The 26487-nt window shown below is 33.0% G+C and carries 27 protein-coding genes; 16 read left to right on the top strand and 11 right to left on the bottom strand.

Annotated elements, in window-relative coordinates:
- Nucleotides 1–505: 505 nt before the first annotated feature.
- Complete coding sequence (locus BUC29_RS13315; protein WP_073416659.1) at nt 506–2023, bottom strand: TROVE domain-containing protein; 1518 nt, start codon at nt 2021–2023, stop codon at nt 506–508.
- A gap of 122 nt (nt 2024–2145) precedes the next feature.
- On the opposite strand from BUC29_RS13315, the gene BUC29_RS13320 reads away from it, so the two are divergent.
- The 8 genes from BUC29_RS13320 (at nt 2146) to BUC29_RS13355 (ending at nt 12156) form a co-directional block, all read left to right on the top strand.
- Complete coding sequence (locus BUC29_RS13320) at nt 2146–2760, top strand: HD domain-containing protein (protein ID WP_073416660.1); 615 nt, start codon at nt 2146–2148, stop codon at nt 2758–2760.
- Nucleotides 2761–2870: 110 nt separating this feature from the next.
- Nucleotides 2871–3908: a helix-turn-helix transcriptional regulator gene (locus BUC29_RS13325; RefSeq protein WP_073416661.1), complete on the top strand. Its 1038-nt coding sequence runs from the start codon at nt 2871–2873 to the stop codon at nt 3906–3908.
- A gap of 221 nt (nt 3909–4129) precedes the next feature.
- Nucleotides 4130–4588, top strand: coding sequence for a MarR family winged helix-turn-helix transcriptional regulator (locus BUC29_RS13330; RefSeq protein ID WP_073416662.1), 459 nt, complete (start codon nt 4130–4132; stop codon nt 4586–4588).
- 119 nt (nt 4589–4707) lie between these two features.
- On the top strand, nt 4708–7098 hold the full coding sequence (locus tag BUC29_RS13335; protein WP_073416663.1) for a 3-hydroxyacyl-CoA dehydrogenase/enoyl-CoA hydratase family protein: 2391 nt from the start codon (nt 4708–4710) through the stop codon (nt 7096–7098).
- 49 nt (nt 7099–7147) lie between these two features.
- Nucleotides 7148–7501 (top strand): four helix bundle protein, encoded by a 354-nt coding sequence (locus tag BUC29_RS13340; protein ID WP_073416664.1) that lies wholly within the window; start codon nt 7148–7150, stop codon nt 7499–7501.
- 58 nt (nt 7502–7559) lie between these two features.
- Complete coding sequence (locus tag BUC29_RS13345; protein WP_073416665.1) at nt 7560–8741, top strand: thiolase family protein; 1182 nt, start codon at nt 7560–7562, stop codon at nt 8739–8741.
- A 182-nt stretch (nt 8742–8923) separates the two neighbouring features.
- Entirely contained in the window at nt 8924–10729 is a 1806-nt protein-coding gene (locus tag BUC29_RS13350; RefSeq protein ID WP_073416732.1) for an acyl-CoA dehydrogenase family protein, read from the top strand.
- Between the two features lie 332 nt (nt 10730–11061).
- Complete coding sequence (locus tag BUC29_RS13355) at nt 11062–12156, top strand: glycoside hydrolase family 18 protein (protein WP_073416666.1); 1095 nt, start codon at nt 11062–11064, stop codon at nt 12154–12156.
- A gap of 75 nt (nt 12157–12231) precedes the next feature.
- Here BUC29_RS13355 and BUC29_RS13360 read toward each other — a convergent pair whose 3' ends face one another.
- The 3 genes from BUC29_RS13360 to BUC29_RS13370 form a co-directional block, all read right to left on the bottom strand.
- Nucleotides 12232–12714 carry a hypothetical protein gene (locus BUC29_RS13360; RefSeq protein WP_073416667.1) on the bottom strand — a complete coding sequence of 161 codons (483 nt, stop codon included), beginning with the start codon at nt 12712–12714 and terminating at the stop codon, nt 12232–12234.
- A gap of 80 nt (nt 12715–12794) precedes the next feature.
- Complete coding sequence (locus tag BUC29_RS13365) at nt 12795–13316, bottom strand: DUF4251 domain-containing protein (RefSeq protein WP_073416668.1); 522 nt, start codon at nt 13314–13316, stop codon at nt 12795–12797.
- Between the two features lie 30 nt (nt 13317–13346).
- Complete coding sequence (locus BUC29_RS13370; RefSeq protein ID WP_084538649.1) at nt 13347–13772, bottom strand: META domain-containing protein; 426 nt, start codon at nt 13770–13772, stop codon at nt 13347–13349.
- A gap of 214 nt (nt 13773–13986) precedes the next feature.
- Here BUC29_RS13370 and BUC29_RS13375 point away from each other — a divergent pair, with 214 nt between their 5' ends.
- Nucleotides 13987–14514 carry a superoxide dismutase family protein gene (locus tag BUC29_RS13375; protein ID WP_073416670.1) on the top strand — a complete coding sequence of 176 codons (528 nt, stop codon included), beginning with the start codon at nt 13987–13989 and terminating at the stop codon, nt 14512–14514.
- A gap of 108 nt (nt 14515–14622) precedes the next feature.
- Complete coding sequence (locus BUC29_RS13380; protein ID WP_073416671.1) at nt 14623–15825, top strand: LETM1-related biofilm-associated protein; 1203 nt, start codon at nt 14623–14625, stop codon at nt 15823–15825.
- Between the two features lie 44 nt (nt 15826–15869).
- On the opposite strand, the gene can is transcribed toward BUC29_RS13380, so the two are convergent.
- From can to BUC29_RS13400, 4 genes are all read right to left on the bottom strand, one after another.
- On the bottom strand, nt 15870–16505 hold the full coding sequence (can, locus tag BUC29_RS13385; protein WP_008468497.1) for a carbonate dehydratase: 636 nt from the start codon (nt 16503–16505) through the stop codon (nt 15870–15872).
- Nucleotides 16506–16626: 121 nt separating this feature from the next.
- Nucleotides 16627–18276 carry a SulP family inorganic anion transporter gene (locus BUC29_RS13390; protein ID WP_073416672.1) on the bottom strand — a complete coding sequence of 550 codons (1650 nt, stop codon included), beginning with the start codon at nt 18274–18276 and terminating at the stop codon, nt 16627–16629.
- Between the two features lie 82 nt (nt 18277–18358).
- On the bottom strand, nt 18359–18637 hold the full coding sequence (locus tag BUC29_RS13395; protein ID WP_073416673.1) for a hypothetical protein: 279 nt from the start codon (nt 18635–18637) through the stop codon (nt 18359–18361).
- A gap of 133 nt (nt 18638–18770) precedes the next feature.
- Nucleotides 18771–19250, bottom strand: a complete 480-nt coding sequence (locus BUC29_RS13400) for a Dps family protein (protein ID WP_073416674.1) — start codon at nt 19248–19250, stop codon at nt 18771–18773.
- A 110-nt stretch (nt 19251–19360) separates the two neighbouring features.
- Here BUC29_RS13400 and BUC29_RS13405 point away from each other — a divergent pair, with 110 nt between their 5' ends.
- Complete coding sequence (locus tag BUC29_RS13405) at nt 19361–20308, top strand: LysR substrate-binding domain-containing protein (protein ID WP_073416675.1); 948 nt, start codon at nt 19361–19363, stop codon at nt 20306–20308.
- Between the two features lie 29 nt (nt 20309–20337).
- Here BUC29_RS13405 and BUC29_RS13410 read toward each other — a convergent pair whose 3' ends face one another.
- A complete protein-coding gene (locus tag BUC29_RS13410) occupies nt 20338–20535 on the bottom strand; it encodes a hypothetical protein (protein ID WP_073416676.1) in 198 nt (65 codons plus the stop codon).
- A 164-nt stretch (nt 20536–20699) separates the two neighbouring features.
- Nucleotides 20700–21365 (bottom strand): tRNA (5-methylaminomethyl-2-thiouridine)(34)-methyltransferase MnmC2, encoded by a 666-nt coding sequence (gene mnmD, locus BUC29_RS13415; protein WP_073416677.1) that lies wholly within the window; start codon nt 21363–21365, stop codon nt 20700–20702.
- A 310-nt stretch (nt 21366–21675) separates the two neighbouring features.
- Between mnmD and BUC29_RS13420 the strand changes: the two genes are divergently transcribed.
- A complete protein-coding gene (locus BUC29_RS13420) occupies nt 21676–22746 on the top strand; it encodes a branched-chain amino acid aminotransferase (RefSeq protein WP_073416678.1) in 1071 nt (356 codons plus the stop codon).
- Nucleotides 22747–22979: 233 nt separating this feature from the next.
- Here the strand turns inward: BUC29_RS13420 and BUC29_RS13425 are convergent, their stop codons facing one another.
- Nucleotides 22980–23360 carry a pyrophosphohydrolase domain-containing protein gene (locus BUC29_RS13425; RefSeq protein ID WP_012026738.1) on the bottom strand — a complete coding sequence of 127 codons (381 nt, stop codon included), beginning with the start codon at nt 23358–23360 and terminating at the stop codon, nt 22980–22982.
- A 342-nt stretch (nt 23361–23702) separates the two neighbouring features.
- Between BUC29_RS13425 and BUC29_RS13435 the strand changes: the two genes are divergently transcribed.
- The 4 genes from BUC29_RS13435 (at nt 23703) to BUC29_RS13450 (ending at nt 26468) form a co-directional block, all read left to right on the top strand.
- A complete protein-coding gene (locus BUC29_RS13435; protein WP_073416680.1) occupies nt 23703–24929 on the top strand; it encodes an SRPBCC family protein in 1227 nt (408 codons plus the stop codon).
- A 72-nt stretch (nt 24930–25001) separates the two neighbouring features.
- Entirely contained in the window at nt 25002–25544 is a 543-nt protein-coding gene (locus tag BUC29_RS13440) for an RNA polymerase sigma factor (protein WP_073416681.1), read from the top strand.
- Between the two features lie 33 nt (nt 25545–25577).
- Nucleotides 25578–25994: a hypothetical protein gene (locus BUC29_RS13445; RefSeq protein ID WP_073416682.1), complete on the top strand. Its 417-nt coding sequence runs from the start codon at nt 25578–25580 to the stop codon at nt 25992–25994.
- A gap of 18 nt (nt 25995–26012) precedes the next feature.
- On the top strand, nt 26013–26468 hold the full coding sequence (locus tag BUC29_RS13450) for a sensor of ECF-type sigma factor (protein WP_073416683.1): 456 nt from the start codon (nt 26013–26015) through the stop codon (nt 26466–26468).
- The last annotated feature ends 19 nt before the right edge of the window (nt 26469–26487 follow it).

A 26487-nucleotide genomic window follows, 5' to 3' on the forward strand; every position in this document is an offset into this window, starting at 1 on the left:
TTAAAGAAGTTACAAGCAACAAGAGAATTTGGCGGGGCTTTGTCTTTGCCAGAGTCGAACTGGATAACCTTGCTGATTTTACAACTTCGTTATTCCTCCCCTAAAATTGGAGACGAAGTATCTCTTATTTACGACATTCTTTTTATTTTATCGGGTTATGAGCGACAAGAGACTATTTATGCGTGTTACCACTTACACTATCAGATTATCTGAACAGGATTCGAACCTGTAATACAGTTCCCTCGAAGTAATTCTTATCTACGACACCAATGTTTTTTAAAACAAGGCAATATGCAATAAATGACATTACGGGCTCTGCCATCTGAGCTACACTTCCATTTTTATTTTTTTTTGCGGAAGTGACAGGGTTCGAACCTGCGACAACGTATTTAACGAAGTAACACTTATCTACGACACTTGTTTTTTTCTTTATTTTCAATGAACTTATTTCTTTACAAATATTCAAATGATACTGCGCAATTATTTTGCGCAGTATATTTAAAATTTACAATTCTATTCGGTTGATGTAATTCAACGCGCTCTTTTTATCTTCTAAAGCATTCAAAACATCAAATACTTTATCTGACCAGCCAGCTATTAAATATACATCGTTTTTTTCGATGTTTATTGGCGACTGACCGTAACCAGCCAAATCAAACAAATACAATTTTGCGTTTGGTGCGATACTTTTGTATCGGTTCCAAGAGTTTGCAAATGAGTCTTTTGTGTAAGCATTATTCCACATTTGAACATCGGTAAACAACATTACTTTATCTACAATTTCTTTTCGGCTTATTAAGTCTTCTAAAACCAAATGACCGTTTGTAGCATAACCTACTTCACCTTCACGTTTGTAATATTCGTTAACGTTGGCTAATATGCTTCGTTTTGGCATGTTGATTATTTTCCAACGGTCACCAAACATACCACTCACAACATTCTCACAGCGACTTTGCATTAACATACCCAACATCAAACCTATATCGTAAAGCAATACTTTACTTTTTGGTGAAATTGGCTGCTGCATTGAACCCGAAACGTCGCAGGCAATTACAACTGATGTGTTTACATCAAAACCTTTTATATTTTGTGAACTTGCCATAACAGCATCTTCTAAAGCATCTAAAACCATAGAAGTGAATTTGAAATTCAAATCTTTCACTTCACGATAAGCCGCTAAAAATCGGAATGGCAATTGTTTTGAGTTGGCGACTGCCTTTTCGTTAGAAACGTAATCGCATACTTTTTTCATATGAGAACCTGAAACATTGGCGCTTAAGATATTTCGTAAGTTACGTAACAAGGCCATGTAACCTATTTTACCGCTATCAATTAATTCTTCCCATTTTTGTTTGAATGCTCTTTGCTTTTCAGTTTCGTTGTAAAATTTGATTTGACCTAATTGCGACAATTCAGTTTCCCAAGTATATGGTGTTTGCAAAGTATTGTTTACCAATTTATCAAATATTGCTTGCTGTGGTTCATCTTTTGCTTTTGGGTGAACCAAGAACAAAGCGTCTTTTAATTTTACTGCACCATCACGATTGTATTTTGCGAATTGGTATTCGTCAAATTTATTGAACGAAACGGCTAAACCTTTTTGTATTTGTTTTGATAAACGGTTTAATTTCTTAACACCATTTCGTTCGTTTGCCATTTGATAGTAAGCCAATAATTCTGTTATTTCATCTGCACGCTGTATAACGTGTGTGATCATTTTACTGATTAATGAATCGCCAGAATATATTTTGGCTAATTCTACAACCAAAACTAATGGCACAGAACGCATGTGCATTTCGTTACGTGCATAAACTGCTAATTTTGCCACAAATACCGGATTGCATTTTTCAATCAAGTTTTTGATTCGCTCTAAACGAGTCGTATCTTTTTCATAAAATGATGCGCTTAAACTTGTTGTTACAATTGCTGCATATAATTCGTATTCTGATGTTAATGAAAAAGCTGGTGCATTTTCGTGATTAACTATATTGTTTTTCTCTTTTGCTAAAAAATTGAATTTCATAATTTCTGGTTTTTAAAATGAGACAATGGTTATTGTTTTATTTCTTGAGCAAAGATTTCAAAACCACTACGCAATTATTTTGCGCAGTAAAAAAAGAATTTTAAATTTGAGTAAAAAACAAGATGAATTTAAAAGAAATTTATTCTGAATTACTTTCGAATATTGGCTTTCCAGCAAATGAAATTCAGCAAAACTGGTTGGATTTAGAAAAGGCATATTCCAAAAAATCAAGGCATTATCACAATCTCACACATTTAAAAGAAATTATTGCCTGTTTTGAAACGTATCGTGATAAACTTCAAAACCCAAATGAAATATTATTTTCGATTTTCTATCATGATTTTGTGTATTCGGCTTCCAAAAAAGATAACGAACTCAAAAGTGCCGAATATGCTTTGTCTGTTTTAACTGAAAATGTCAACTTAAATAAGCAATTGGTTTTTGATGCGATTTATGCCACTCAGCAACATTTACATAATTCGATAGAAGACATTAATTGGTTAATCGATTTTGATTTGAAAATCCTTGCTAAAGATTGGAACGATTACAAAATCTATTTTGAACAAATTAGAAAAGAATACCGAATTTATCCTGATTTTCTGTACAAACCCGGACGTGCAAAAGCGTTGAAACATTTTCTGGAAAATGAATTTATTTTTCAAACCGAGGACTTTCAGAATTTGTATGAGGAGAAAGCGAGAATTAATATTGAAAAAGAGATTTCAATATTAACATAAAGTATATCTGTAGAGACGCACTGCAGTGCGTCTACGCAACGAATATCCACAATACGTTAGACACACTGCAGTACGTCTCTACAATACAAACTGAAAAAACAAACATTCTTATGTCACAAAACAAAAATGCCTTAATTCGATACAAAACCATTGACAAATGCCTTCAGAATAAATACAGGCAATGGACACTAGAAGATTTAATCGAATGCTGTTCTGAAGCTTTATTTGAATATGAAGGCCGACAAAACCCAATCAGCAAACGGACGATTCAAATGGATATCCAGCTCATGCGAAGTGAAAAACTGGGATATAATGCGCCAATCGTAGTGTACGATAAAAAGTATTATAAATATGAAGACGAAGATTTTTCGATAACCGATATTCCGCTGACGGAAACCGATATGAATGTTTTGACTGAAACCGTTTCGATGTTGAAGCAATTTAAAGATTTCTCTCTTTTTAATGATGTTTCAGATATTTTACAGCGATTGGAAGATAAAATCTACGCCGAAAAATCGCATACTAAACCCGTTATTTATCTGGATAAAAACGAAAAATTAAAAGGACTGCATTATTTAGACGAAATATATCAGGTAATTATCAAAAAGATGGTTCTCATTATTACTTATAAATCTTTTAAATCCAGAGAAGAAACAAAATTTCATTTTCATCCCTTTGTATTGAAGGAATTTAATAATCGTTGGTTTTTAATCGGAAAGAAAAAAGTCTCACAACCGATTACCAATTTGGCTTTGGACAGAATCATTTCTATTGATTATGACTTTAATCATCCATATTTAGAAGAAGATTTTGATGCTGACGTATACTATAAGGATGTAATTGGTGTAACAGTTAATTCCGGATTGAATGCAAGACGAATTGAATTATGGGTCGATGCTTCGAATGCGCCTTACGTGCTTACTAAACCTTTGCATACTTCTCAGCGCCTAATTAAAGAAAATGAAGACGGCAGTATTATTATACATATATATGTAATACCAAATTATGAAATGGAGCGTCTTCTGTTAGGTTTTGGAAGTTGTTTAGAGATTTTGAGGCCAGAAGGTCTGAGAAATCGCATGAAAAAGATACTTCAGGACGCTATTTCTCGCTACGATTCAGAAAAAGCAATTGAAAAAAATGCATAATTTTTTACAGAATACAGAATTAAATGCGCTTTAAAAACTAAAAAAGGATTTTTACAGTATTAAAAATGTTAAAATCTAAAAAAAGAATAGTATATTACACTTAAAATAAACAACCAAAACCCTCTAAATCAGGGATATTTTATAACTAACCAAAAAATTATTAAAAAATTATATGCATGCATAGTATTTTTTAATTATATTTGAAATCGATATAGTTACCTATGAAAGACAAAACGATAGATTATATTTTGAGAGCAACATGGCAAGCTGTTTCAAGAATGTATAATGAAGAAGCTGCTAAATACGATGCAACAATGGCAACAGGATTTGCTCTTTTAAGTATGGACAAGGAAGAAGGAACTCCGTCAACGGCTCTTGGCCCAAGAATGGGAATGGAAGCCACCAGCTTAACAAGAACCTTAAAATCTATGGAAGAAAAAGGTTTGATCGTTCGCAAGAAAAATCCAAGTGACGGCAGAGGTGTTCTAATCTATCTGACCGAATTTGGAAAAGAAAAAAGAGATTTATCTAAAAATACAGTTCTAAAGTTTAATGAAACGGTTAGAAAACATGTCTCAGAAGAAAAGCTGAATCATTTTATCGAAGTTTCTGAAATCATCAATGAACTGATTCACGATAAAAACATATTTAATCAAACAGAAAACACAGAAAAAGAATAACATTCTTTTCCTCCTACAAACAAATAGTAACAAATTATGAAATCGCCCACAATAAAGTTTTTTCCAATTAATAAAAAGGCGATAACATATTTGACAAATAGAAAACAAAATTAACAAATATGAAACGCACTATTAAAAAAGTTGCTGTAATTGGATCCGGAATTATGGGTTCAGGTATAGCTTGTCATTTTGCTAACATTGGTGTCGAAGTTTTACTTCTGGACATTGTACCGCGTGAACTGACCGAAGCTGAAGCTAAAAAAGGATTAACACTTGAAAGTAAAGCCGTTCGCAACCGTGTGGTAAACGAACATTTGGCGAATTCATTAAAATCAAAACCGTCTCCTATTTACAGTCAGAAATTCGCAAACCGAATTACGACTGGAAATACAACAGATGATATGGCAAAAATTGCCAATGTTGACTGGATTATCGAGGTTGTTGTTGAGCGTTTAGACATTAAGAAATTAGTTTTTGAACAAATCGACAAATTCCGTAAACCGGGAACTTTGGTTACTTCAAACACTTCTGGTATTCCGATTCATTTTATGAGTGAAGGAAGAAGCGAAGATTTCCAACAGCACTTCTGCGGAACACACTTTTTTAACCCTGCGCGTTACTTAAAATTATTTGAAATTATTCCTGGTCCAAAAACTTCAAAAGAAGTATTGGATTTCTTAAACGATTACGGATCTAAATTCTTAGGAAAAACTTCGGTTGTTGCTAAAGATACTCCGGCGTTTATTGGAAACAGAATTGGGATTTACGGAATCCAGAGTTTATTCCATTTAGTGAAAGAAATGGGATTAACGATTGAAGAAGTTGATAAATTGACAGGACCAGTAATTGGTCGTCCAAAATCGGCTACTTTCCGTACAGTTGACGTTGTTGGTTTGGATACTTTGGTACACGTTGCCAATGGTATTTACGAAAACTGCCCGAACGACGAACAACACGAATTGTTCAAACTTCCGGATTTCATCAACAAAATGATGGAAAATAACTGGTTAGGAAGCAAAACTGGACAAGGTTTCTACAAAAAAGTGGATAAAGATATTCTTTCTTTAGACTTAGATACATTAGAATATAGAGCTGCAAAAAAAGCAAATTTTGCAACTTTAGAATTAACTAAAACTATAGATAAACCAATCAATCGTTTTAAAGTTTTAGTAAAAGGAACAGACAAAGCGGGAGAATTCTACCGCAAAAGTTTCGCTGGAATGTTTGCTTACGTTTCAAACAGAGTTCCTGAAATCACAGACGAATTCTACAAAATTGACGACGCTATGAAAGCTGGTTTTGGGTGGGAAAATGGTCCATTCGAAATCTGGGATGCTATTGGTGTTGAAAAAGGAATTGAAATCATGAAAGCAGAAGGTTTAGAGCCTGCTGCATGGGTAAACGAAATGTTGGCTTCTGGAAGCAAAAGTTTCTATTCTGTAAAAGAAGGAGCAACTTATTTCTATAACATTCCAACAAAATCTCAAGTAAAAGTTCCAGGACAAGATTCATTCATTATTCTAAACAACATTCGCGAAAGCAAAAAAGTTTGGAGCAACAGCGGAGCAATTATCCAAGATTTAGGAGACGGAATCTTAAACTTAGAATTCCAATCTAAAATGAATACAATTGGTGGTGACGTTCTTTCGGCAATCAATAAAGCAATTGAATTAGCAGAAAAAGAACACCAAGGTCTTGTTATTGGAAACCAAGCAGCGAATTTCTCTGTTGGAGCTAATATCGGAATGATTTTCATGATGGCGGTTGAGCAGGAATACGACGAATTGAACATGGCAATTAAATTGTTCCAAGATACTATGATGCGTGTTCGTTATTCTTCAATTCCAGTTGTGGTTGCGCCTCACGGAATGACTTTTGGAGGTGGATGCGAAATGAGCTTACACGCTGATAAAGTAGTTGCTGCTGCCGAAACTTACATGGGATTAGTTGAATTCGGTGTTGGAGTTATCCCTGGTGGTGGTGGTTCTAAAGAAATGACTTTAAGAGCCTCAGACTTATTCCGCAAAAATGACGTGGAATTAAACGTTCTTCAAGAGTATTTTTTAACAATCGCAATGGCTAAAGTTTCGACTTCTGGTTACGAAGCTTTTGATACTGGACTTCTTCAACATGGAAAAGATATTATCGTAGTAAACAAAGATCGTCAGATTGCTGAAGCTAAGAAACATGCATTGTTAATGGCAGAAGCGGGTTATACACAACCGATAAGAAGAAATGATATTAAAGTTCTAGGAAAACAGGCTCTTGGAATGTTCTTAGTTGGAACGGATCAAATGCAGGCTGGAAAATACATTTCTGAGCACGATAAGAAAATCGCTAACAAACTGGCTTATGTAATGGCTGGTGGTGATTTATCTGAAGCGACTTTAGTATCTGAACAATATTTATTAGATATCGAACGTGAAGCTTTCTTGAGTTTATGTACAGAACGTAAGACTTTAGAGAGAATCCAATACATGTTGACTAAAGGAAAACCGCTTCGTAATTAGTACTTGAGTATTAAGATTTGAGTATTAAGTATTAAGATTAAAAAGAATTATGCATCAATTTGAAAAGTTGAAAATCTGGCAGAAAGCTATGGATATAACTGAAAATGTATATAAAGTTTGTTCAGAATTACCCTCAGAAGAGAAATTTAACTTAATAAGTCAAATAAAAAGATGTGCAGTATCTATCCCTTCAAATATAGCTGAAGGTTCTGGTAGAAATTCTAATAATGAGTTTGTTCATTTTTTAGGAATTGCAAATGGCTCAACTTATGAATTAATCACTCAATTAATGATTTCAAAACGTTTGAAATTAATAGCTGAAGAAAAAATATCAACTATAATAAATGAATTAGTAGAAGTCAGCAACATGAATTTTGCGCTTCAAAGATCTCTAAAAAAATAATAACTATATCGATTGGCAGTCTTAATACTTAATACACCAATCTTAATACATTTTATAAATGAAAACAGCATATATAGTAAAAGCATATAGAACAGCAGTTGGAAAAGCTCCAAAAGGTGTTTTTAGATTTAAAAGACCTGATGAATTAGCTGCAGAAACCATTCAGTTTATGATGGACGAGCTGCCTAATTTCGACAAAAAACGTATCGACGACGTTATGGTAGGAAATGCCATGCCGGAAGCTGAACAAGGTTTGAACGTTGGACGTTTGATCTCCTTGATGGGATTAAAAGTGGAAGATGTTCCTGGAGTTACAGTAAACCGTTACTGTGCATCTGGATTAGAAACTATCGGAATGGCGACTGCTAAAATCCAATCAGGAATGGCAGATTGTATCATTGCAGGTGGTGCAGAAAGTATGAGTTATATTCCGATGGGAGGTTACAAACCAACTCCGGATTATAAAGTTGCTGCTGCTGGTCACGAAGATTACTACTGGGGAATGGGTTTAACTGCTGAAGCGGTGGCTAACCAATACAAAATCTCTAGAGAAGATCAGGATGAGTTTGCTTACAACTCTCATATGAAAGCGTTGAAAGCACAGGCAGAAGGGAAATTTGATAAACAAATCGTTCCGATTACTGTTGAGCAGACTTTCATCAACGAAAATGGTAAAAAAGAAACTAAATCATACGTTGTAAATAAAGACGAAGGTCCAAGAGCTGGAACTTCTAAAGAGGCTTTAGCAGGTTTAAGACCGGTTTTTGCTGCTGACGGAAGTGTAACTGCTGGTAACTCTTCTCAAATGAGCGACGGTGCCGCTTTCGTTTTAATCATGAATGAAGAAATGGTAAAAGAATTAAATCTTGAACCAATTGCTAGATTAGTAAACTTTGCTTCTTCTGGTGTTGAGCCAAGAATTATGGGTATCGGACCTGTAAAAGCAATTCCGAAAGCCTTAAAACAAGCTGGTTTAACATTGAACGATATCGAGTTAATTGAATTAAACGAGGCTTTTGCTTCACAAGCATTAGCAGTTACTCGTGAATTAAACATTAATCCAGAAATCGTAAACGTAAACGGTGGAGCAATTTCTTTAGGACACCCTCTGGGATGTACTGGAGCTAAACTTTCTGTTCAGTTATTCGATGAAATGAAACGCAGAGGTAATAAGTACGGAATCGTTTCGATGTGTGTGGGGACTGGGCAAGGAAGCGCTGGGATTTACGAAGTATTATAAGAAAGTATTATTAAGAGTAAGGTATACGTTCAGTTTGTCATTTCGACGAAGGAGAAATCTTCGCAAGTAGCTCTGCAAAGATTATCAACTATGTGGAAAATCGTTACGAAGATTTCTCCTTCGTCGAAATGACAAGATTGTGTACAAAAACCATAAATAAAAAACATACAAAAACATTAGCAATGGCAGATACAATCGAAAAAAACGTGACTCGTGGTGGTCAGTTTTTAGTTAAAGAAACAAAATGCGAGGACATCTTCACACCAGAAGATTTCTCTGAAGAGCAGTTAATGATGCGTGACTCTGTAAAAGAGTTCGTTGATAAAGAATTATGGGCGCATAAAGATCGTTTTGAGAAAAAAGATTATGCGTATACAGAAGCTTCTATGCGTAAAGCAGGTGAACTTGGACTTCTTGGAGTTGCAGTTCCAGAAGAATATGGCGGATTAGGAATGGGATTTGTTTCTACAATGTTGGTTTGCGACTACATTTCTGGAGCAACAGGTTCTTTCTCAACTGCTTTTGGTGCTCATACTGGAATTGGAACTATGCCAATTACACTTTATGGTACTGAAGAACAAAAGAAAAAATACGTTCCGAAATTGGCTTCTGGAGAATGGTTTGGAGCTTATTGCTTAACTGAGCCAGGTGCAGGATCTGACGCTAACTCAGGAAAAACAAAAGCGGTTTTATCTGAAGACGGAACTCATTATCTAATTACAGGACAAAAAATGTGGATTTCGAATGCAGGTTTCTGCAGCTTATTCATCGTTTTTGCTCGTATTGGAGATGATAAAAATATTACAGGTTTCATTGTAGAAAACGATCCTTCAAACGGAATTTCTATGAATGAAGAAGAACATAAATTAGGAATCCGTGCTTCTTCTACTCGTCAGGTTTTCTTCAACGAAACAAAAGTTCCGGTTGAAAACATGTTATCTGAAAGAGGAAACGGTTTCAAAATTGCAATGAATGCTTTAAATGTTGGTCGTATTAAATTGGCTGCAGCTTGTTTAGATGCTCAAAGAAGAGTTACTTCTGGCGCTGTAAAATATGCTAACGAAAGAATTCAGTTCAATACTTCTATTTCATCTTTTGGAGCTATCCGTTCTAAATTAGCTGAAATGGCAACTAACGCTTACGCTGGAGAAAGTGCTTCTTACCGTGCTGCAAAAGACATCGAAGACAGAATCGCTGCTCGTGAAGCAGAAGGAACTTCTCATCAAGAAGCAGAATTGAAAGGTGTTGAAGAATATGCTATCGAGTGTTCTATCTTGAAAGTAGCGGTTTCTGAAGACGTTCAAAACTGTTCTGACGAAGGAATTCAAGTTTTCGGTGGAATGGGATTCTCTGAAGACACTCCAATGGAAAGTGCCTGGAGAGATGCTCGTATCGCTCGTATTTATGAAGGAACAAACGAAATCAACAGAATGCTTTCTGTAGGTATGCTGATCAAAAAAGCAATGAAAGGACACGTTGATTTACTTGGACCAGCAATGAAAGTTCAGGAAGAATTAATGGGAATTCCATCTTTTGATACTCCGGATTTCTCTGAATTATTCTCAGAAGAAAAAGTAATTGTGGCTAACTTGAAAAAAGTTTTCTTGATGGTTGCCGGAAGCGCAGTTCAAAAATACGGACCAGAATTAGATTCTCACCAACAGTTATTAATGGCTGCTGCTGATATCTTAATCGAAATCTATATGGCTGAAAGTACAATTCTTAGAACGGAGAAATTAGCTAAAAAAGAAGGCGAAGATAAAGTTCAGGAGCAAATTGCAATGGCAAAATTATACTTGTACAAAGCAGTAGATATCGTAAACTTAAGAGGAAAAGAAGGAATTGCTTCTTTCTCTGAAGGCGACGAACAACGTATGATGTTAATGGGACTTAAACGTTTCACTAAATATACTAACCTGCCAAACGTGGTAGCGTTAAGAGAAAAAATTGCAGAAAAATTAGTAGCAGAAAATGCATACTGCTTCTAATTTCAAAATAGTTTTTAGCTTTTAATTTGTTATAAACCCGCACAAGTCCGAAACTGTGCGGGTTTATTTTTTTTAATTTAAAACCATATAAGTGATATAAGTTCATTTAAAAAGTATGTATTCTCTCTTTTAACCAACTTTGTCAAAGTTTAAAACTTTGACAAAGTTTCTCTGGTGTTATTGAGCTTGGTCTAAATGAACTTATATCACTTATATAGCTAAACCCAATTTCACAAATCTTTATTAAAATTGAGGTTATGTTACAAGATTAATAGCAAAATTTAAATTCTAATGTTTTATATTTAGCGTTTTAAATCTTCAAAAAACATAAAATGAAACAAATTAGCCTAATTGCCTTTTTATCTATCTGCCTTTTTTCCACAAACATTTTTGCGCAGAAGAATAAAAAATTTGACATCATCGCTTATTACACTGGTGATTCTAAACTAATTGACGAGTATGAAGTCAATAAATTAAATCAGATTATTTTTAGTTTCTGTCATTTAAAAGACGGAAAACTAAGCGTAGATTCTACTAAAGATTCTCTTACTATAAAACATTTGGTTTCACTAAAAACTAAAAATCCACAATTAAAAATCGTTTTATCTCTTGGCGGATGGGGCGGATGCGAACCTTGTTCAAATGCTTTTTCGACTGCTGATGGACGTTTGAAATTTGCTAAATCGGTAAAAGAAGTAAGCGATTATTTTAAAGTTGATGGTTTAGATTTGGATTGGGAATATCCAGCAATTGAAGGTCTTCCTGGACATTTATTCCAACCTGCTGATAAACCTAATTTTACAGAATTAATTAAAATTTTACGTTCAACTTTAGGTAAAAAATACGAGTTAAGTTTTGCTGCCGGAGGTTTTCAAAAATATCTTGATGAATCTATCGACTGGAAAGCCGTTGCACCATTAGTTAATCGTATCAATATTATGAGTTATGATTTAGTAAACGGATATTCTAAAGTAACTGGACATCACACACCATTGTATAGCACAAATCCAAAAGAAGAATCTACAGACAGAGCTGTTGAATTTTTATTGAAAGCTGGAGTTCCTGCTGAAAAATTGGTAATTGGAGGCGCATTTTATACCAGACAATGGAAAAATGTAGAAAACATCAATAACGGTTTGTATCAGGCAGGTGAACATTTTCAAGGTGCTGATTTTAAAAACTATGCTACAACTTATACAGAAGCAAACGGCTGGAAATATTTTTATGATGAAAAAGCTCAAGCACCTTATTGGTATAATGAAGGAACAAAAACATTTGCAACTTCTGACGATATTAAATCTATTAAAGCAAAAACAGAATATGTAAAGTCTAAAAAACTGGGCGGAATCATGTTCTGGGAATTAACTTTGGATAGTTTCCGTGATGGAATGGTAAATGCTATTTATGAAGTTAAAACAGCTAAATAAATTCATCAAAAACAAATAAAAAAAAACGGCAGTTACTTAAAAATAACTGCCGTTTTATTTTATAAAAATCTTTCTTTAGATTTTTGACTTATCTAATTCTCCTATAAAAGGAATAATTTCTAAAATTTCTGCTCTAATTATAGTTTGCAAATACACTTCTAACTGAATAAATTTAGCCGCATTTATTGCACCAATAGCTTTTTTAGCTTTACTGTATGTTTTGCAAAACAACTTTTCGTAAGCCATATGATTTTTAAAAGTTCCTTTGGCCAGTTCATCTGCTTTTGCATCAGTAAGTGTACCGTAATTGGCCGCATAATCATTAATTAATTGAAATTTGGTTTGTCCGAGCGCTTTACGTTTTGTTTCATAATCATCGTAAACTTTATTAAAAGCCGCAGCTTGAGTATCAGACAAATTCATATACTGTTTTACTAAATCACTCTTAGTTTTTCCGTAAAGACTTTGTAAAACTTCTACATCTTCTTTAAATGTAGATTGTGCATAAGATGAAAACGTGGCAATTGCCATAATAAAAATAAGACTTAATTTTTTCATAGTTTTGATTTTTAATGTGTTTCTAAATAATTATGCATTCTAAATATTCTTGTTTAAAATGGGATTCAAAACAATTTATTCTATTTTTTATCTTCCTCAGCTTTTGGAGCACTTATTTGTCCATCATAAGAAATTGGAGCACGATTATTACTATTTACAGAAAGTGTCGCGCCTCCATCAAAAAATATGGTAAAAAACAAATCATAAACATCGTCTTTGCCTTTAACAGTAGCCCTCACTCTATAGTTTTTTGACTTCTTCTCTATCTTGATATTTTCTGGAGTTCCTTCAAATTTAATTCCGCCGTCGCTACCGTATCCCACATTATAACCACGTCCGAAAAAAGGAAGATCACATGTTGTTTTCTCAGCATTAAACTTTAAGAAATAGGTATTATAATCCAGAATAATAAGACGTCCGCCTTGTGGAGTGACTTTTTGGGCTTCAAAAACAAAATTTTTAGAATCGATCAAAGCTTCAATTTCTTTTTGTTTTTGCAATTCTCTTTCAGCTTTAAGTTCTTTTTTGCTTTTTTGCTGTGCTGAAACAGAAATATTCAAAAAGCACAATAATAGTAGTAAAATGGATAATTTCGTTTTCATGTGTATCCTATTTTAGATTATTAAAGAAATTTATTTTTTCGTAAATCGCATCATGGCAATATCTCCGGAAATTAAATTCAGCGTTTTACCATCATCCGTAATATCGTATGATGTTATTTTTTGAAGTGTACTCATATACGTTTGTTCTCCTTGCCCGTCCAGACACATCATTTTTGTCATGGCCATTGGCTGGGTAAAATCAATTTTATTTCCATCTATGACTAGTTTTCCGGTATAGTTATTACAACTGCTATTACCAGAAACCTGATTATCTTTTGTATTAAAACTTATCGTTGGTTTTTTATTTGGATATAAACCATCAAAGGTAATTCTTGGTCCGGTTATATAATTGAGTTCCCAGGTTCCGTCAAGTTTTGCAGCCGAATCAACCTTTTTACACTTACAGGAAAATAAAATCGAAGTAATTAAAACGAGGATAGAAATCTTTTTCATCATAACATTAGGTATTAAATATGAAAGAATTACAGAAGTCTGGTTTCAGAAATTATTCGTTAAAACCCTTACGAATTTACGCAATATTTTTCGGTTTTGTGCTCAATCGATATTAATTTACCAAGTATAGTTTGACTTTTTTTTAACTTTTAGAGTTAATGTATTCCGTTATTTTATGTTAAATTTACTTAATCTTTAATTTAAAATGCCCTTATATATGAAAAAACTGATCGTATCATTCGCTATAATTACAGCTTTAATTATTGGTTGTAAGACTAATACAAAATCAAGTGATGCTAAAACTTTGACTGTAGCATTAGAACCAAAAAGCAATAGTACAGTAGCCGGAACTGCTACTTTTACTGAAAAAAATGGAAAAGTAACCTTTACGGCAAAAGTTTCTGGTTTACAGCCGGGAGTTCACGCCATACATATTCATGAAAAAGCAGATTGTACTGCAGCTGATGGAAGTTCAGCTGGCGGACACTGGAATCCTACTTTTAAAAAACACGGAAAATGGGGAGTGGGAGAATATCATAAAGGTGATATCGGAAATTTTACTGCCGACGATAAAGGTAACGGAACAATTACTCTAACTACTGATGAATGGTGCATTGGCTGTGGAGATGCGACTAAAGATGTTCTTGGAAAAGGTTTAATTGTGCATCAGGGAACAGATGATTTTACTACTCAGCCAACCGGAAATGCCGGAGGAAGAGTTGCCTGCGCAGGAATTATAAAATAAGAAAACATTGATAACCACTATATTTCACAAAAATCTAGTGGTTATTTTATTTTTAATTCATGCTAAAACAAGAAAAAGATATAGCTTTGCAGCTATAAATTTAAAGCAATGATTAATCCATCAGCACACGGCTGGATAGACAAATTTTTTAGTGAGCAGAAGTTTTCAGAAGCTATTCCTTTTGAAACTACTGATTCCTTTTACTATAAAGTTAGAGAAACTGGTTTTATCTACGGTCATATTATTGCTATTGATTCTCAAATTCCAATTCCGATAAAAGGCTGGTTTAAAACCGAAATTTCTAAAGTTGCGTTACTTAATACCCTTTATCATGTTTTTTGTTTAGAAAAAAGAAATTCTGAACCCAATAACTTTATTGCCGAGGTTGTAAAATTCTACAAACAAATGAATCCTGAAGGCTTTAATTTGTTTAAAATTCTACTGCCAAAAGATACTCCTTCACATTCGTTAGAAAGTATTATCGACGAAAGAGTGCAAACCAATGACAGTATCATTAGCAAAAACTTTTCGCATTTGGTAACCAATGCGCTTTTGTTTATTGATGTTCTGGCTTTTAGGCAATATTTAGAACACGGAGTAATTCCTGAAAAATACTTAAAACGAATTGAAGAAACCGTTCTGGGAATTGTTGGTCTGGCACTAAAAACCAAAACCATCAAATCGCAGCACGACGATTTATTGATTAAACTTTTTGAAGCTTCTATTCGATATTCTAAATTTTCAAAAGTTACCGTTGATACTTTAGAGACTTTACAACTTGATTATTTTAAAAATACATTAGAACATTATTATTTAATCGACATGGCCGGAATGGCTTTGTGGAGTGACGGTGTTGTAGAAAATGAAGAAGCGTATTTCTTGTATTCTTTAGGCTCAATGATGGGCGTTTCTGATGATTTTGTAAAAACAACCATCGATACGACTCATAATTTTATAACGACCCATAAAAAGAAAATTCCGTATTTTAATTACTCAAATCCTGTAAAACATTTTTACGATCAAATGACGCACAGCGTTGTAAAACTGATTATAAGAAACAAAAACAGATTAATTAAAGAAATTGTTCAGAGTAAGGAGTTAATGGTTTTACTGGCATATTCTACAACCAGAGATTTGGATGCAAAGGAAAAGAAAAAGGTAAAAAAACAACTTTTAGACATTTGTAAAACGATTCCGTCCTTAACGATATTTTTACTTCCGGGCGGAAGTTTATTACTGCCAATATTGATTAAATTTATCCCGACAATGCTTCCATCAGCTTTTAATGAAAATCTGGATGAAAACGAATAAAAAAAATCGCCCTTTCTCAAGGGCGATTTTTTTTATTTTAATTATTAAAGATCCAATTGGTAAACTTCATCTAACTCATCATTCGAAGCAATATTTACATTTAAATCAGTTACAAAACCAGAATTTAAACCGTAAACCCATCCGTGAAGCATTAAGTCTTGCCCGTTTTTCCAAGCGTTCTGAACAATTGAAGTCTTTGCTAAGTTGTAAACTTGTTCTTTAGTATTGATTTCAACAAAAGCATTAAAACGCTCTTCTTCATTCTCAATTGAATTTAAATATTTATCATGCAGACGATATTCATCTTTAATGTGGCGTAACCAGTTATCAATAATTCCAACTGATTGATGTCCCATTGCAGCTTTAACACCACCGCATCCGTAGTGTCCACATACGATAATGTGCTTTATTTTCAAAACATTTACAGCATAATCCAGTACACTTAACATATTCATATCAGAGTGAACCACCATGTTAGCAATATTTCTGTGTACAAAAACTTCGCCAGGTTTAGCACCAACAATTTCGTTTGCCGGAACACGGCTGTCCGAACATCCAATCCATAACAATGGCGGCTGTTGTCCTTTTGCCAGATCAGCAAAATAGTTAGGATCTTTTGCTAATGAAGTTTCAACCCACTTTTTATTGTTTTCTAATAACTGCTCATAAAATTTTCTCATCTTTTTTTGTTTTTTTTTGGAATTATCAATGCTCAAGCATATCAAAAAGACTTTTGTGTAAAGTTATTTAAATTTTGATATTTCTCAAACCCGATAAATATCTTTATTTAGATAATTTGTTTTAAAACTTTTCTTTTACTTCTTCTTTTTTTACTAATGCACGTTTAGCAACGTCATAATAATGTTCAATTGTAACGTGATTGTTGTTTTCAGGAGTATTTTCTAATTCGTATGCTTCTTTAAAACCTTTCAGTTTTACTTTGATATTCTCGTCAATAGCACGTGTTTCTTTAAACTCGCGAATTAAATCCAGAACATCATGTGCAATATACTCGGTATCATGAGCATTTATAATTACTTTAGAATTTTCCGGAATTTCATTTAATGTCTGCTTTATAGCAGCTTTGTTTAAAAAAGAGACTTCCTGAGCTAAATCGATATGAATGATATCGCCATCCTCATATTCTTCTTTTTTGAAGATATATGCTCTTTTCAAATTACCTCTTAAAACAAAAATTATACTAATAATAATTCCCAGAGCAACTCCTTTAAGCAAATCTGTAGCAACAACAAAGACCAAAGTTGCAATAAAAGGGACAAACTGGTATTTTCCCTTTTTCCAGAAATGCATAAAGGTAGCTGGCTTTGCTAGTTTATAACCAACCAAAATTAAAACCGTAGCCAGTGTTGCTAATGGAATTTTATTTAAAATCATAGGAATAGTCAAAACACTTATCAGTAAAAGCACACCGTGAATTATGGTTGACATTTTGGATTTCGCCCCGGCATTATTATTTGCAGATGTTCTCACAACCACAGAAGTCATAGGTAAACCTCCCAAAAGTGAACTCACAACATTACCAATACCCTGCGCTCTAAGTTCAACATTTGTATCTGTATAGCGTTTTTGAACGTCCATTCTGTCTGAAGCTTCAATACACAAAAGCGTTTCTATAGAAGCAACAATGGCAATTGTAACCCCTACAACCCAAACCTGCGGATTTGATACTGCAGAAAAGTTTGGTAAAATTAGAATTGATTTAAAATCATCAAAAGATTTTGGAACTGGCAAAGAAACCAAATGCTCTTTTGCAATCGCCAATGAGCTTCCTGTAGATATAAAAAATTCGTTTAGTAAAACTCCTAAAATAACAGCTATAAGTGCACCCGGAACTAATTTTAATCGCTTTAAAAAAGGAACTTTATCCCATGAAATTAAGATTACAAGTGAAATTATCGAAATTACAACTGCACCTAATTGAATATGATTCAACACATCGAAAAGAAATGAAAATGAATTGCTTCCATCATTTTGAATAAAAGCCTGATCACCTTCAAAATCAGCATCGTAACCAAAGGCGTGTGGAATTTGTTTCAGAATAATAATAATTCCGATACCGGCAAGCATTCCTTCGATTACGTTAGTTGGAAAATAATTTGATATACTTCCGGCTTTTAAAAATCCTAATGCCAATTGAATTAGTCCTGCAATAAAAACAGACAGTAAAAATACATCAAAGGCACCAAAATCAGTAATAGCGGTTAGTACAATAGCTGTTAAACCAGCCGCAGGCCCCGAAACGCTAATATGTGACTGGCTTAAATAACCTACCACAATACCACCAACAACACCTGCAATAATTCCAGAAAATAACGGCGCTCCAGAGGCCATTGCAATACCTAAACACAATGGAAGAGCCACCAAAAAAACCACTAAACCTGATGCAAAATCAGACTTAAGGTTGGCAAAAAGATTGATTTTTTTTGTCATAATACAATACTAAAAATGGATACATTAAAACTTTCTGCATTTAAATTTTTAAATACAGTTGTTTTTTAAATAATCGGAAGTATTATGCCAAGTTGGGAGGTGGAGCAAATATGCTCGGAGAAATATTATCTAGTTTTACGATGTTTTCAGAAACAATCGTTTTCTTTTCAATATAAACAGGAAGCGGCACTTCATGTTCTAAAATTATTGGATGAACTACAGATTTAAGTTCTTTATGAACTTCTTCTTCAGAAAAATTAAAAGACACACAAGAGCTTCCTTTCTTAATCGCCTGAACAATTGTCGGGGTCGATAAGAAAGCAATAAATATGAATAATAATATGCGTGCCAGTATTTTCATCGAAACAAAAATAGCGTTAAACAAATTAAATCAAAGCTAGCAGCCAAAAATTTTATACAATTTTAACAAAAATATAAAAGCAGAACAATCAAACAAGACGATTCTGCTTTTTAAAATATTCATAAACAACTTATTACAAAGTTTCATCAAGCCATGCATTCATCATCCAAATGGTTTTTTCCTGCTCTGAAATAAAGTCGCTCATCATTGAATTTGTACCTTCATCGTTAATTTCTGCCGATTTATTTAAAATGTCTCTTTCGATTTTTAATAAATCAGACAATGAATTTACGATTAACTGAACCGCTTTTTCATCATTTGAAATGTTTTTTCCAACAGTTAATTTATTGTTGGCAATATAATCTTCAAAAGTATGTAATGGAGTTCCGCCAATTGTTAAAACTCGCTCGGCTATCATATCTATTTTTAATTGAGAATCTGTATATAGTTCTTCAAATTTTACATGTAGATCAAAGAAACGTTTTCCACGAATATTCCAATGAATTCCTCTCAAATTTTGATAGTAAACTTGAAAATTAGACAATAACACATTCAATTCTTTCACTAACAATTCTGATTCTTTTACAGGTAATCCTAAAATATTTGTTTTCATAATCATCATTTTTTATAACTAAGTTTACTACAAATTTAAAGGAACTTCTTTAAAAAAATTATAAAAAAAAATTATATTTACCTATTTTTGCATCAAAAATTACTATCAAGATGACTATAACTCAATTACAATATGTATTAGCTGTTGCAGAGCATAAAAACTTTACACTTGCTGCCGAAAAGTGTTTTGTTACGCAGCCAACATTAAGTATGCAGATTCAGAAAATTGAAGAAGAACTTAATATTTTAATTTTCGACAGAAGTAAAAAACCAATACAGCTTACAGACATTGGACAAAAGATTGTGAGCCAGGCAAAAAATATTGTAAACGAGGCCGACAGAATCAAAGATATTGTCGAGCAGCAAAAAGGCTTTATTGGCGGAGAATTTCGTCTAGGAATTATTCCGACTATTATGCCAACACTTTTACCAATGTTTTTAAACAATTTCATTAAGAAATATCCAAAAGTTAAGCTTTTAATTGAAGAGCTTAATACAGATGAAATTATCATAAAACTAAAAAACGGACACCTTGATGCGGCCATTGCTGCCACTCCGCTTGAAGACGAAAAGATAAAAGAGATCGTTTTGTATTTCGAGCCTTTTGTCGCTTATATTCCGGAACATCATCACAGTTTTCAAAAAGAAGAAATTGAAGTTGCCGATTTAAATATTAATGAAATCCTGCTTTTACAAGACGGACATTGTTTTAGAGACGGAATTTTAAATTTATGTAAAAATGGATCTGACATCGACCAAAACAATTTCCAGATTCAAAGCGGAAGTTTTGAAACCCTTATAAAATTAGCCGACGAAGGTTTGGGCACAACGTTACTTCCGTACTTGCACACCTTAGACTTAAAAGAATCCGATAAACTAAAGCTCCGAAACTTTAAGGAACCAAAACCTGCCCGTGAGGTAAGTTTGATTTATCCAAAAAGCGAATTAAAAATGCAAATCATCGACGCAATACGATCTACAATTGCAGGGGTTGTAAAAGGCGCAATTGTTTTTCAGAATGTTCAAATCATTAGTCCGCTGCAAAAAAAGCCAGCATAAAAAAAGGAGCCAGTTTGGCTCCTTTTCTTTTATACTTTAATTAGCTGTAGACTTGGTTTTAATTCTGGTTTTTCAATAATGAAATTTAATAACCATTCTTGCAATTGTTCCATTTCGTATGGTAACAGTGTTTTGATAGCTTTTTCTAATTCTTTGCAGAAAAGTACCGGATCGAAACTAACTCTTTCAAGTATTGATTTCGTGTAATCAAACATCATTTTTGACATAATAAAATAAGATTTTGGGGTTATCTATATTTTTAAACTCGCACCAAATGTAAACATTAATCACATATAAAGTTTCTTTTTAACTTATTTTTTTAAAAACTTTATCAACGAATACGTTTTCTTAGTACATATAAATCAATATAGAACCATTCTAAATAATTTAATCATACCTTTTTAAAGGCTCTAAACATTTCTCGTTTTCCCGGCGGGCCTGCCAATTTTTCGACTGTAAACCCAACAGCAATCATGCTTCTTTTAACCACTCCGCGAGCCGCATAAGTAACCAGAACTCCATTTGGTTTTAGACTATTGTACATTTTCTGAAAAATTTCGGTACTCCAAAGCTCCGGCTGCACGCGATATCCGAAGGCATCAAAGTAAATCAAATCAAAAATTTCAAAATCGTCTATTTCATCAAAAAATTGTTTCCTTTTGGTTAACGAGAAACGGCTGCTAATTTCTATTTTCTTATCCCATTCTGTTTTATGCATTTTTTCGAAAATGTTATCAAATTCCAATGCATTGAGTTCCGCAACATAATTCATCGCAACAACTTCTTCTGCATTGACAGGATACGCCTCTACTCCAACGTAATCGATTTCCTGCTGTTTATTTTCTGATTCTAAAAAAGTTATAAAAGCATTTAAACCAGTTCCAAAACCAATTTCCATTATGCTAACAGGATTATTTTCAAATAATGAAAGTCCGTTCTTTATAAAGACATGCTTTGCTTCCTGAATTGCACCGTGTTTTGAGTGGTAACTTTCATTCCATTCTTCTAAATGAATTGTAGTTGAACCATCTAACGTTTTAATTATTTCTCTTTTCACAATTTTCAAATTTTACAATGGCGAATTCTTGATTTTCAATCCATTTTAACAATCAAATGTAATCAAAACAAATGCGTAAAGCCTTAAAAAACGACAGTTTTTTCACAAATTCTTTATAAAACTTCGCTAAAATTTTAGGTTTATTATAAGATAAATAAATCTCAGTCAAACACAGGAATTAATGCAGTTTTACCAAGTAATTTATATATTTTTCCGTAATTTTGCATTCAGGAAAACCTATTCTTCATCAGATCATTACATTAGATTTTCATCTGAAAGAATACAAATTAGATAAAAACTTTACATAATTATGAGTACAACTCAAACTAGCAAAATTGAAATCAGAAAAGCTACTTCTTCTAAGATAAGCTCTGTAGACTTTGAAAACTTAAGTTTTGGTGCTGTATTTACAGACCATTTATTTGAATGTGATTACAAAAACGGACAATGGCAGACTCCGGTCATTAAACCTTATGCGCCGATTTTGATGGATCCTTCTTCTAAAGTCTTTCATTACGGACAAGCGATTTTTGAAGGAATGAAAGCTTACAAAGATGAAAATAATGATGTTTGGTTGTTTAGACCTGATGAAAACTACAAACGTTTCAACAATTCTGCTATACGCATGGCAATGCCGGAAGTTCCGGAAGATATTTTCATGGAAGGGTTAAATGAATTATTAAAAATTGATCAGGAATGGATTCAAAGAGGTAACGGAGCAAGTATGTATATCCGTCCTTTTATGATTGCTACGGGACCTGGAGTTATTGCAAATCCTTCTGACGAATATAAATTTATGATTTTACTTTCTCCTGCAAAAGCATATTACGGAGGTGAAGTAAAAGTTATTATTGCCGAACATTACAGTAGAGCTGCAAATGGAGGAATTGGTGCTGCAAAAGCTGCCGGAAACTATGCTGCTCAGTTTTACCCAACAAACTTAGCAAACAAAGATGGTTTCCAGCAAGTTATCTGGACTGACGACGCTACACATACAAAACTGGAAGAGGCGGGAACAATGAACGTTTTCTTCAGAATCAATGATACTTTATTAACAGCTCCAACAAGTGAAAGGATTTTAGATGGTGTTACCAGAAAAAGTTTAATTGCAATGGCAGAAAAAGAAGGATTGAATGTTGAAGTTCGTCCGGTAATTGTTTCAGAATTGGTTGAAGCTGCTAAAAACGGATCATTAAAAGAAATCTTCGGAGCTGGAACTGCTGCTGTTATCAGCGTAATCAAAGGATTCTCATATAAAGGTGAATATTTTGAAATGGCTCCAATTGAAAATTCATACGCTTCATTCTTAAAAGAAAAACTAACAAGTCTTCAAAATAAACTTTCTGAAGATACTTACGGATGGACAGTTAAAGTTCAATAATCCAAAATCAGAATAAAAACAAAACCCGACAGCATTTCGTTGTCGGGTTTTTTATTATCTGTAACTTATTTATTAAACACATGGAAACATAGATTTAATGTGTTTAATAAATAACATAAAAAGAAACATGTTTCTCACACATAGCTATGTATTAATGCAAGTGAAACACCTTTTTTTAAGAGTAAAAAACTATGTCTCTATGTGTTTAAAACATTTGCATACAGAATTTGAATTTATAATAATTTAGAGAAATCTGGTTTAAAATAATTTGGGCCTTTCATTACTTTACCGTCTTCACGATAAATTGGCTGTCCGTCTTCGCCAAGTTTACTCATATTACTACGCTGGATTTCATCAAAAACAGCTTCAATTTTATCCTGTAATCCGTGCTCAATAATAGTTCCGCACAAAATATACATCATATCTCCAAGAGCATCAGCAATTTCGACTAAATCATTATTTTTAACCGCTTCAAGATATTCTTCATTTTCTTCTTTCATTAAATTATAACGAAGCAGTTTTTTAGTTTCTCCTAAATCAGCAATTGGAGTCTGGCTGTGACCTATTTTAAAAGCAGTATGAAATTCAGTAACTGCATCAAGTTGTTTTTTCATGTTTTATTCTATTAAATGAGACGGCAAATTAGCAACAAATCGTATACAATTCTCTAAATTTGTCAAAAATAATTTTAAAGTATGTTTAGTCAAGGACAATTAATATTCGGGCTCTGTTTTTTTATTGCATTTGTAATCGTAATGATTTTCGCTTACCGTAAAGATCTTAACCTACATAAAGTATTTTACAAAGGAAATTATAAAGTATTGCTTGCTTTTTTGCTTTTTATTGCCCTTTTATTTGTTATCAAAATCTTTTTAAAAAGATAATACAATCTATTATTTTTAGTTATTAGTTTAGACTCCCAATAAAATTTATAACTTTACGAAAAACCTGCACCAATGAAGATTCTAAAATATTTATTTCTTTTACTATTATTAAGTTTAGTTGCTCTTACCGTTTTTGTTGCTACCCAAAAAGGGATTTTTTCTGTTGAAAGAAGTAAAGTAATTAATTCACCAAAAGCAACCGTTTATAATTACGTAAATGATTTTAGAAATTACGAAGATTTTGAATCATGGGCAGTTGAAGATCCAACTTTACAATTTACTTTCCCTAATAAAACCAGCGGAAACGGCGGTTCATTTTATTGGTCTGGCGAAGAAGGAGAAGGAAATGCTATTACCTTAAAAACAAAAGACGGAGAAAGCATTGAACAGAAAATGAAATACGATGGCACAGAAGCCGATGTAATCTGGACTTTTAAAGACACACTTGCAGGAAAAACAAAAGTTACCTGGAAAGCAAAAGGAACAATGAGCTTTTTGTTTAAAATTTATGCAGCTCTAAACGGAGGGTCGGATAAAGTTATTGGAACTATTTATGAAAAAAGTCTTGTAAATATTGATAAAAACCTTGATTACGAAACCAGAACTTATGCCGTACAAGTAAATGGTTTGGTTAAAAAAACCGAAACTCCATATATTAAACAAACCTTTACAAGCGAAATTTCTAAAGTGAATAAGAATGCAAGAATAGTAATTCCGAAATTAATTCATTTTAGCGAAACCAATGGTTTAAGCGCAAACGGAAAACCTTTTATTATTTATCATACATATGATACTGCAAAAGGACTTGCCAAAATTTCTATTTGTTTACCAATCAATAAAGAAATCTCAATTAGTTCCGGAAGTGATATTTTATCAGGAAAACTAAATGCCTTTGATGCCGTTAAAACTACTTTAAAAGGTGATTATTCACACACAAGCGAAGCAATTGCAAAGACGACTGCTTATATCAATAATGAAAAAATTATACCTGAATTAGGCTGGTCGCATCTTGAGATTTTAACAGCAAGCAAATTAGATGTAAAAAGTCCGTCTAAATTAATTACAGAAATCTATTTTCCAATTAAACCAAAAGTTGTTCCTGCTGCAGCTTTAACAACAACACCTGTTTATCAATCTCAAACTGAAACTGATGCAGAAACCGGCACACAACAAGCTGCTGAGACAACAAATCCAAATCCTACAACTCCAAAACCAGTTGTAAAAAAACCTGTAACCCCAAAACCTGCTGCACCAGCTCCGGCTCCGGCACAAAAAACAGAAGAGGACTCAGAGTTTTAATTTTTAAAGGTTGATTAAACCTTTTTTGTAAAATTCATTCTAACTCATTATAAGTTTGATAAATAAGAAAGTTTGATCGACGAAAAGGAATTTATACAACAATTATTAGATCCTAAAACGCAAAACACAGCGTTTCAAAAACTTATATCTGATTATCAAAAACCGCTGTATTCTCATATTCGAAACATTGTTTTGAATCATGACGATGCAGATGATGTTTTGCAGAACACTTTTGTTAAGGTGTATCAATACTTAAAAAACTTTAAAGGAGAAAGCAAACTTTTTTCCTGGATGTATCGAATCGCAACAAACGAAGCATTGACTTTTTTAAACCAAAAAGCAAAATTAAAAGGTATAACTTCAGAAGATTTACAAAATAAAACAATAGATAATTTAAAATCAGATGTTTATTTTGATGGAGACGAAATCCAGATCAAGCTTCAAAAAGCAATTGTTACCCTGCCGGAAAAACAGCAATTGGTTTTTAAGATGAAATATTTTGAAGAATTAAAATACGAAGAAATCGCAGAAATACTGGGAACATCTGTTGGTGCTTTAAAAGCATCCTATCATCATGCGGTAAAAAAAATTGAATTATATGTTACATCAAATTAAACCTTTTATAGAAAATCTTATCTTATAGACATTATGAAAGAATTTAAATTAGAAAACGGGCAAAAAATAGCATCAGGATTTAAAACTCCGGATAATTACTTTGATTCTCTTTCAGCAAAAGTTTTAGAGCAGATTGAACAAGAAAAAGAAGCAAAAGTAATTCCGCTGTACAAACGTAAAAAAGTTATTTCGATAGCTGCTGCGGCTGCCATTTTTATTGCTTTTATAATTCCAACAGCCAATCATTATTATAAAGCATCAAAAGAACTTGACGAGGCAACATTAGAAACTTATCTTGCTTATGAGTCAAATTTAAATCAATACGATTTAATTAAGGAACTGGACGCAAAAGATATTGATAAACTAAATAAAAATGTAGCCCTTGAGGAGGAAACCTTAGAAGATATTCTGGCTACCAATCCAAACATTGAAAATTTAATTTCTGAATAAAAACAAAATTATACCAATATGAAACTCAAAAATATATTAGCATTACTTCTGTTTTTAGTTACTTTTTCATTTTACGCTCAAAATGACAAACTAGATGAAAAACGTGAAAAAATTAAAGCATTTAAAGTTTCTTTCTTAACAACAGAACTAGAACTTACGACAACAGAAGCGGAGAAGTTTTGGCCAATTTATAATGCTTATGATGATAAGCAATTTGAATTACGTCATGAAAAAATGAAAACTTATCTGAAAAAATTAGATGATGACAATTTAAATTCTCTTTCAGAAAAAGAAGCAGCCGTGTTGTTATCACAAATTGAAAGTACAGATAAAGAACTATACCTTTTGCGTGAAAAATTTATGACCAATGTCAAAAAAGTTTTACCGGCAAAAAAGATATTAAAGCTTAAAAAATCTGAAGATGATTTTAACCGAAAATTATTAAAACAATATCGGGATAAGGCAGGAAAATAATTCCTTAAGAAACAACAGC

The sequence above is a fragment of the Flavobacterium defluvii genome, from assembly GCF_900129555.1.
Taxonomy (GTDB): domain Bacteria; phylum Bacteroidota; class Bacteroidia; order Flavobacteriales; family Flavobacteriaceae; genus Flavobacterium; species Flavobacterium defluvii.

Bases quoted from the DNA above. Each gene is read 5' to 3' on its own strand.
- BUC29_RS13315 (WP_073416659.1), bottom strand. From the start codon at position 2,023: ATGAAATTCAATTTTTTAGCAAAAGAGAAAAACAATATAGTTAATCAC.
- BUC29_RS13320 (WP_073416660.1), top strand. From the start codon at position 2,146: ATGAATTTAAAAGAAATTTATTCTGAATTACTTTCGAATATTGGCTTT.
- BUC29_RS13325 (WP_073416661.1), top strand. From the start codon at position 2,871: ATGTCACAAAACAAAAATGCCTTAATTCGATACAAAACCATTGACAAA.
- BUC29_RS13330 (WP_073416662.1), top strand. From the start codon at position 4,130: ATGAAAGACAAAACGATAGATTATATTTTGAGAGCAACATGGCAAGCT.
- BUC29_RS13335 (WP_073416663.1), top strand. From the start codon at position 4,708: ATGAAACGCACTATTAAAAAAGTTGCTGTAATTGGATCCGGAATTATG.
- BUC29_RS13340 (WP_073416664.1), top strand. From the start codon at position 7,148: ATGCATCAATTTGAAAAGTTGAAAATCTGGCAGAAAGCTATGGATATA.
- BUC29_RS13345 (WP_073416665.1), top strand. From the start codon at position 7,560: ATGAAAACAGCATATATAGTAAAAGCATATAGAACAGCAGTTGGAAAA.
- BUC29_RS13350 (WP_073416732.1), top strand. From the start codon at position 8,924: ATGGCAGATACAATCGAAAAAAACGTGACTCGTGGTGGTCAGTTTTTA.
- BUC29_RS13355 (WP_073416666.1), top strand. From the start codon at position 11,062: ATGAAACAAATTAGCCTAATTGCCTTTTTATCTATCTGCCTTTTTTCC.
- BUC29_RS13360 (WP_073416667.1), bottom strand. From the start codon at position 12,714: ATGAAAAAATTAAGTCTTATTTTTATTATGGCAATTGCCACGTTTTCA.
- BUC29_RS13365 (WP_073416668.1), bottom strand. From the start codon at position 13,316: ATGAAAACGAAATTATCCATTTTACTACTATTATTGTGCTTTTTGAAT.
- BUC29_RS13370 (WP_084538649.1), bottom strand. From the start codon at position 13,772: ATGATGAAAAAGATTTCTATCCTCGTTTTAATTACTTCGATTTTATTT.
- BUC29_RS13375 (WP_073416670.1), top strand. From the start codon at position 13,987: ATGAAAAAACTGATCGTATCATTCGCTATAATTACAGCTTTAATTATT.
- BUC29_RS13380 (WP_073416671.1), top strand. From the start codon at position 14,623: ATGATTAATCCATCAGCACACGGCTGGATAGACAAATTTTTTAGTGAG.
- can (WP_008468497.1), bottom strand. From the start codon at position 16,505: ATGAGAAAATTTTATGAGCAGTTATTAGAAAACAATAAAAAGTGGGTT.
- BUC29_RS13390 (WP_073416672.1), bottom strand. From the start codon at position 18,276: ATGACAAAAAAAATCAATCTTTTTGCCAACCTTAAGTCTGATTTTGCA.
- BUC29_RS13395 (WP_073416673.1), bottom strand. From the start codon at position 18,637: ATGAAAATACTGGCACGCATATTATTATTCATATTTATTGCTTTCTTA.
- BUC29_RS13400 (WP_073416674.1), bottom strand. From the start codon at position 19,250: ATGAAAACAAATATTTTAGGATTACCTGTAAAAGAATCAGAATTGTTA.
- BUC29_RS13405 (WP_073416675.1), top strand. From the start codon at position 19,361: ATGACTATAACTCAATTACAATATGTATTAGCTGTTGCAGAGCATAAA.
- BUC29_RS13410 (WP_073416676.1), bottom strand. From the start codon at position 20,535: ATGTCAAAAATGATGTTTGATTACACGAAATCAATACTTGAAAGAGTT.
- BUC29_RS13420 (WP_073416678.1), top strand. From the start codon at position 21,676: ATGAGTACAACTCAAACTAGCAAAATTGAAATCAGAAAAGCTACTTCT.
- BUC29_RS13425 (WP_012026738.1), bottom strand. From the start codon at position 23,360: ATGAAAAAACAACTTGATGCAGTTACTGAATTTCATACTGCTTTTAAA.
- BUC29_RS13435 (WP_073416680.1), top strand. From the start codon at position 23,703: ATGAAGATTCTAAAATATTTATTTCTTTTACTATTATTAAGTTTAGTT.
- BUC29_RS13445 (WP_073416682.1), top strand. From the start codon at position 25,578: ATGAAAGAATTTAAATTAGAAAACGGGCAAAAAATAGCATCAGGATTT.
- BUC29_RS13450 (WP_073416683.1), top strand. From the start codon at position 26,013: ATGAAACTCAAAAATATATTAGCATTACTTCTGTTTTTAGTTACTTTT.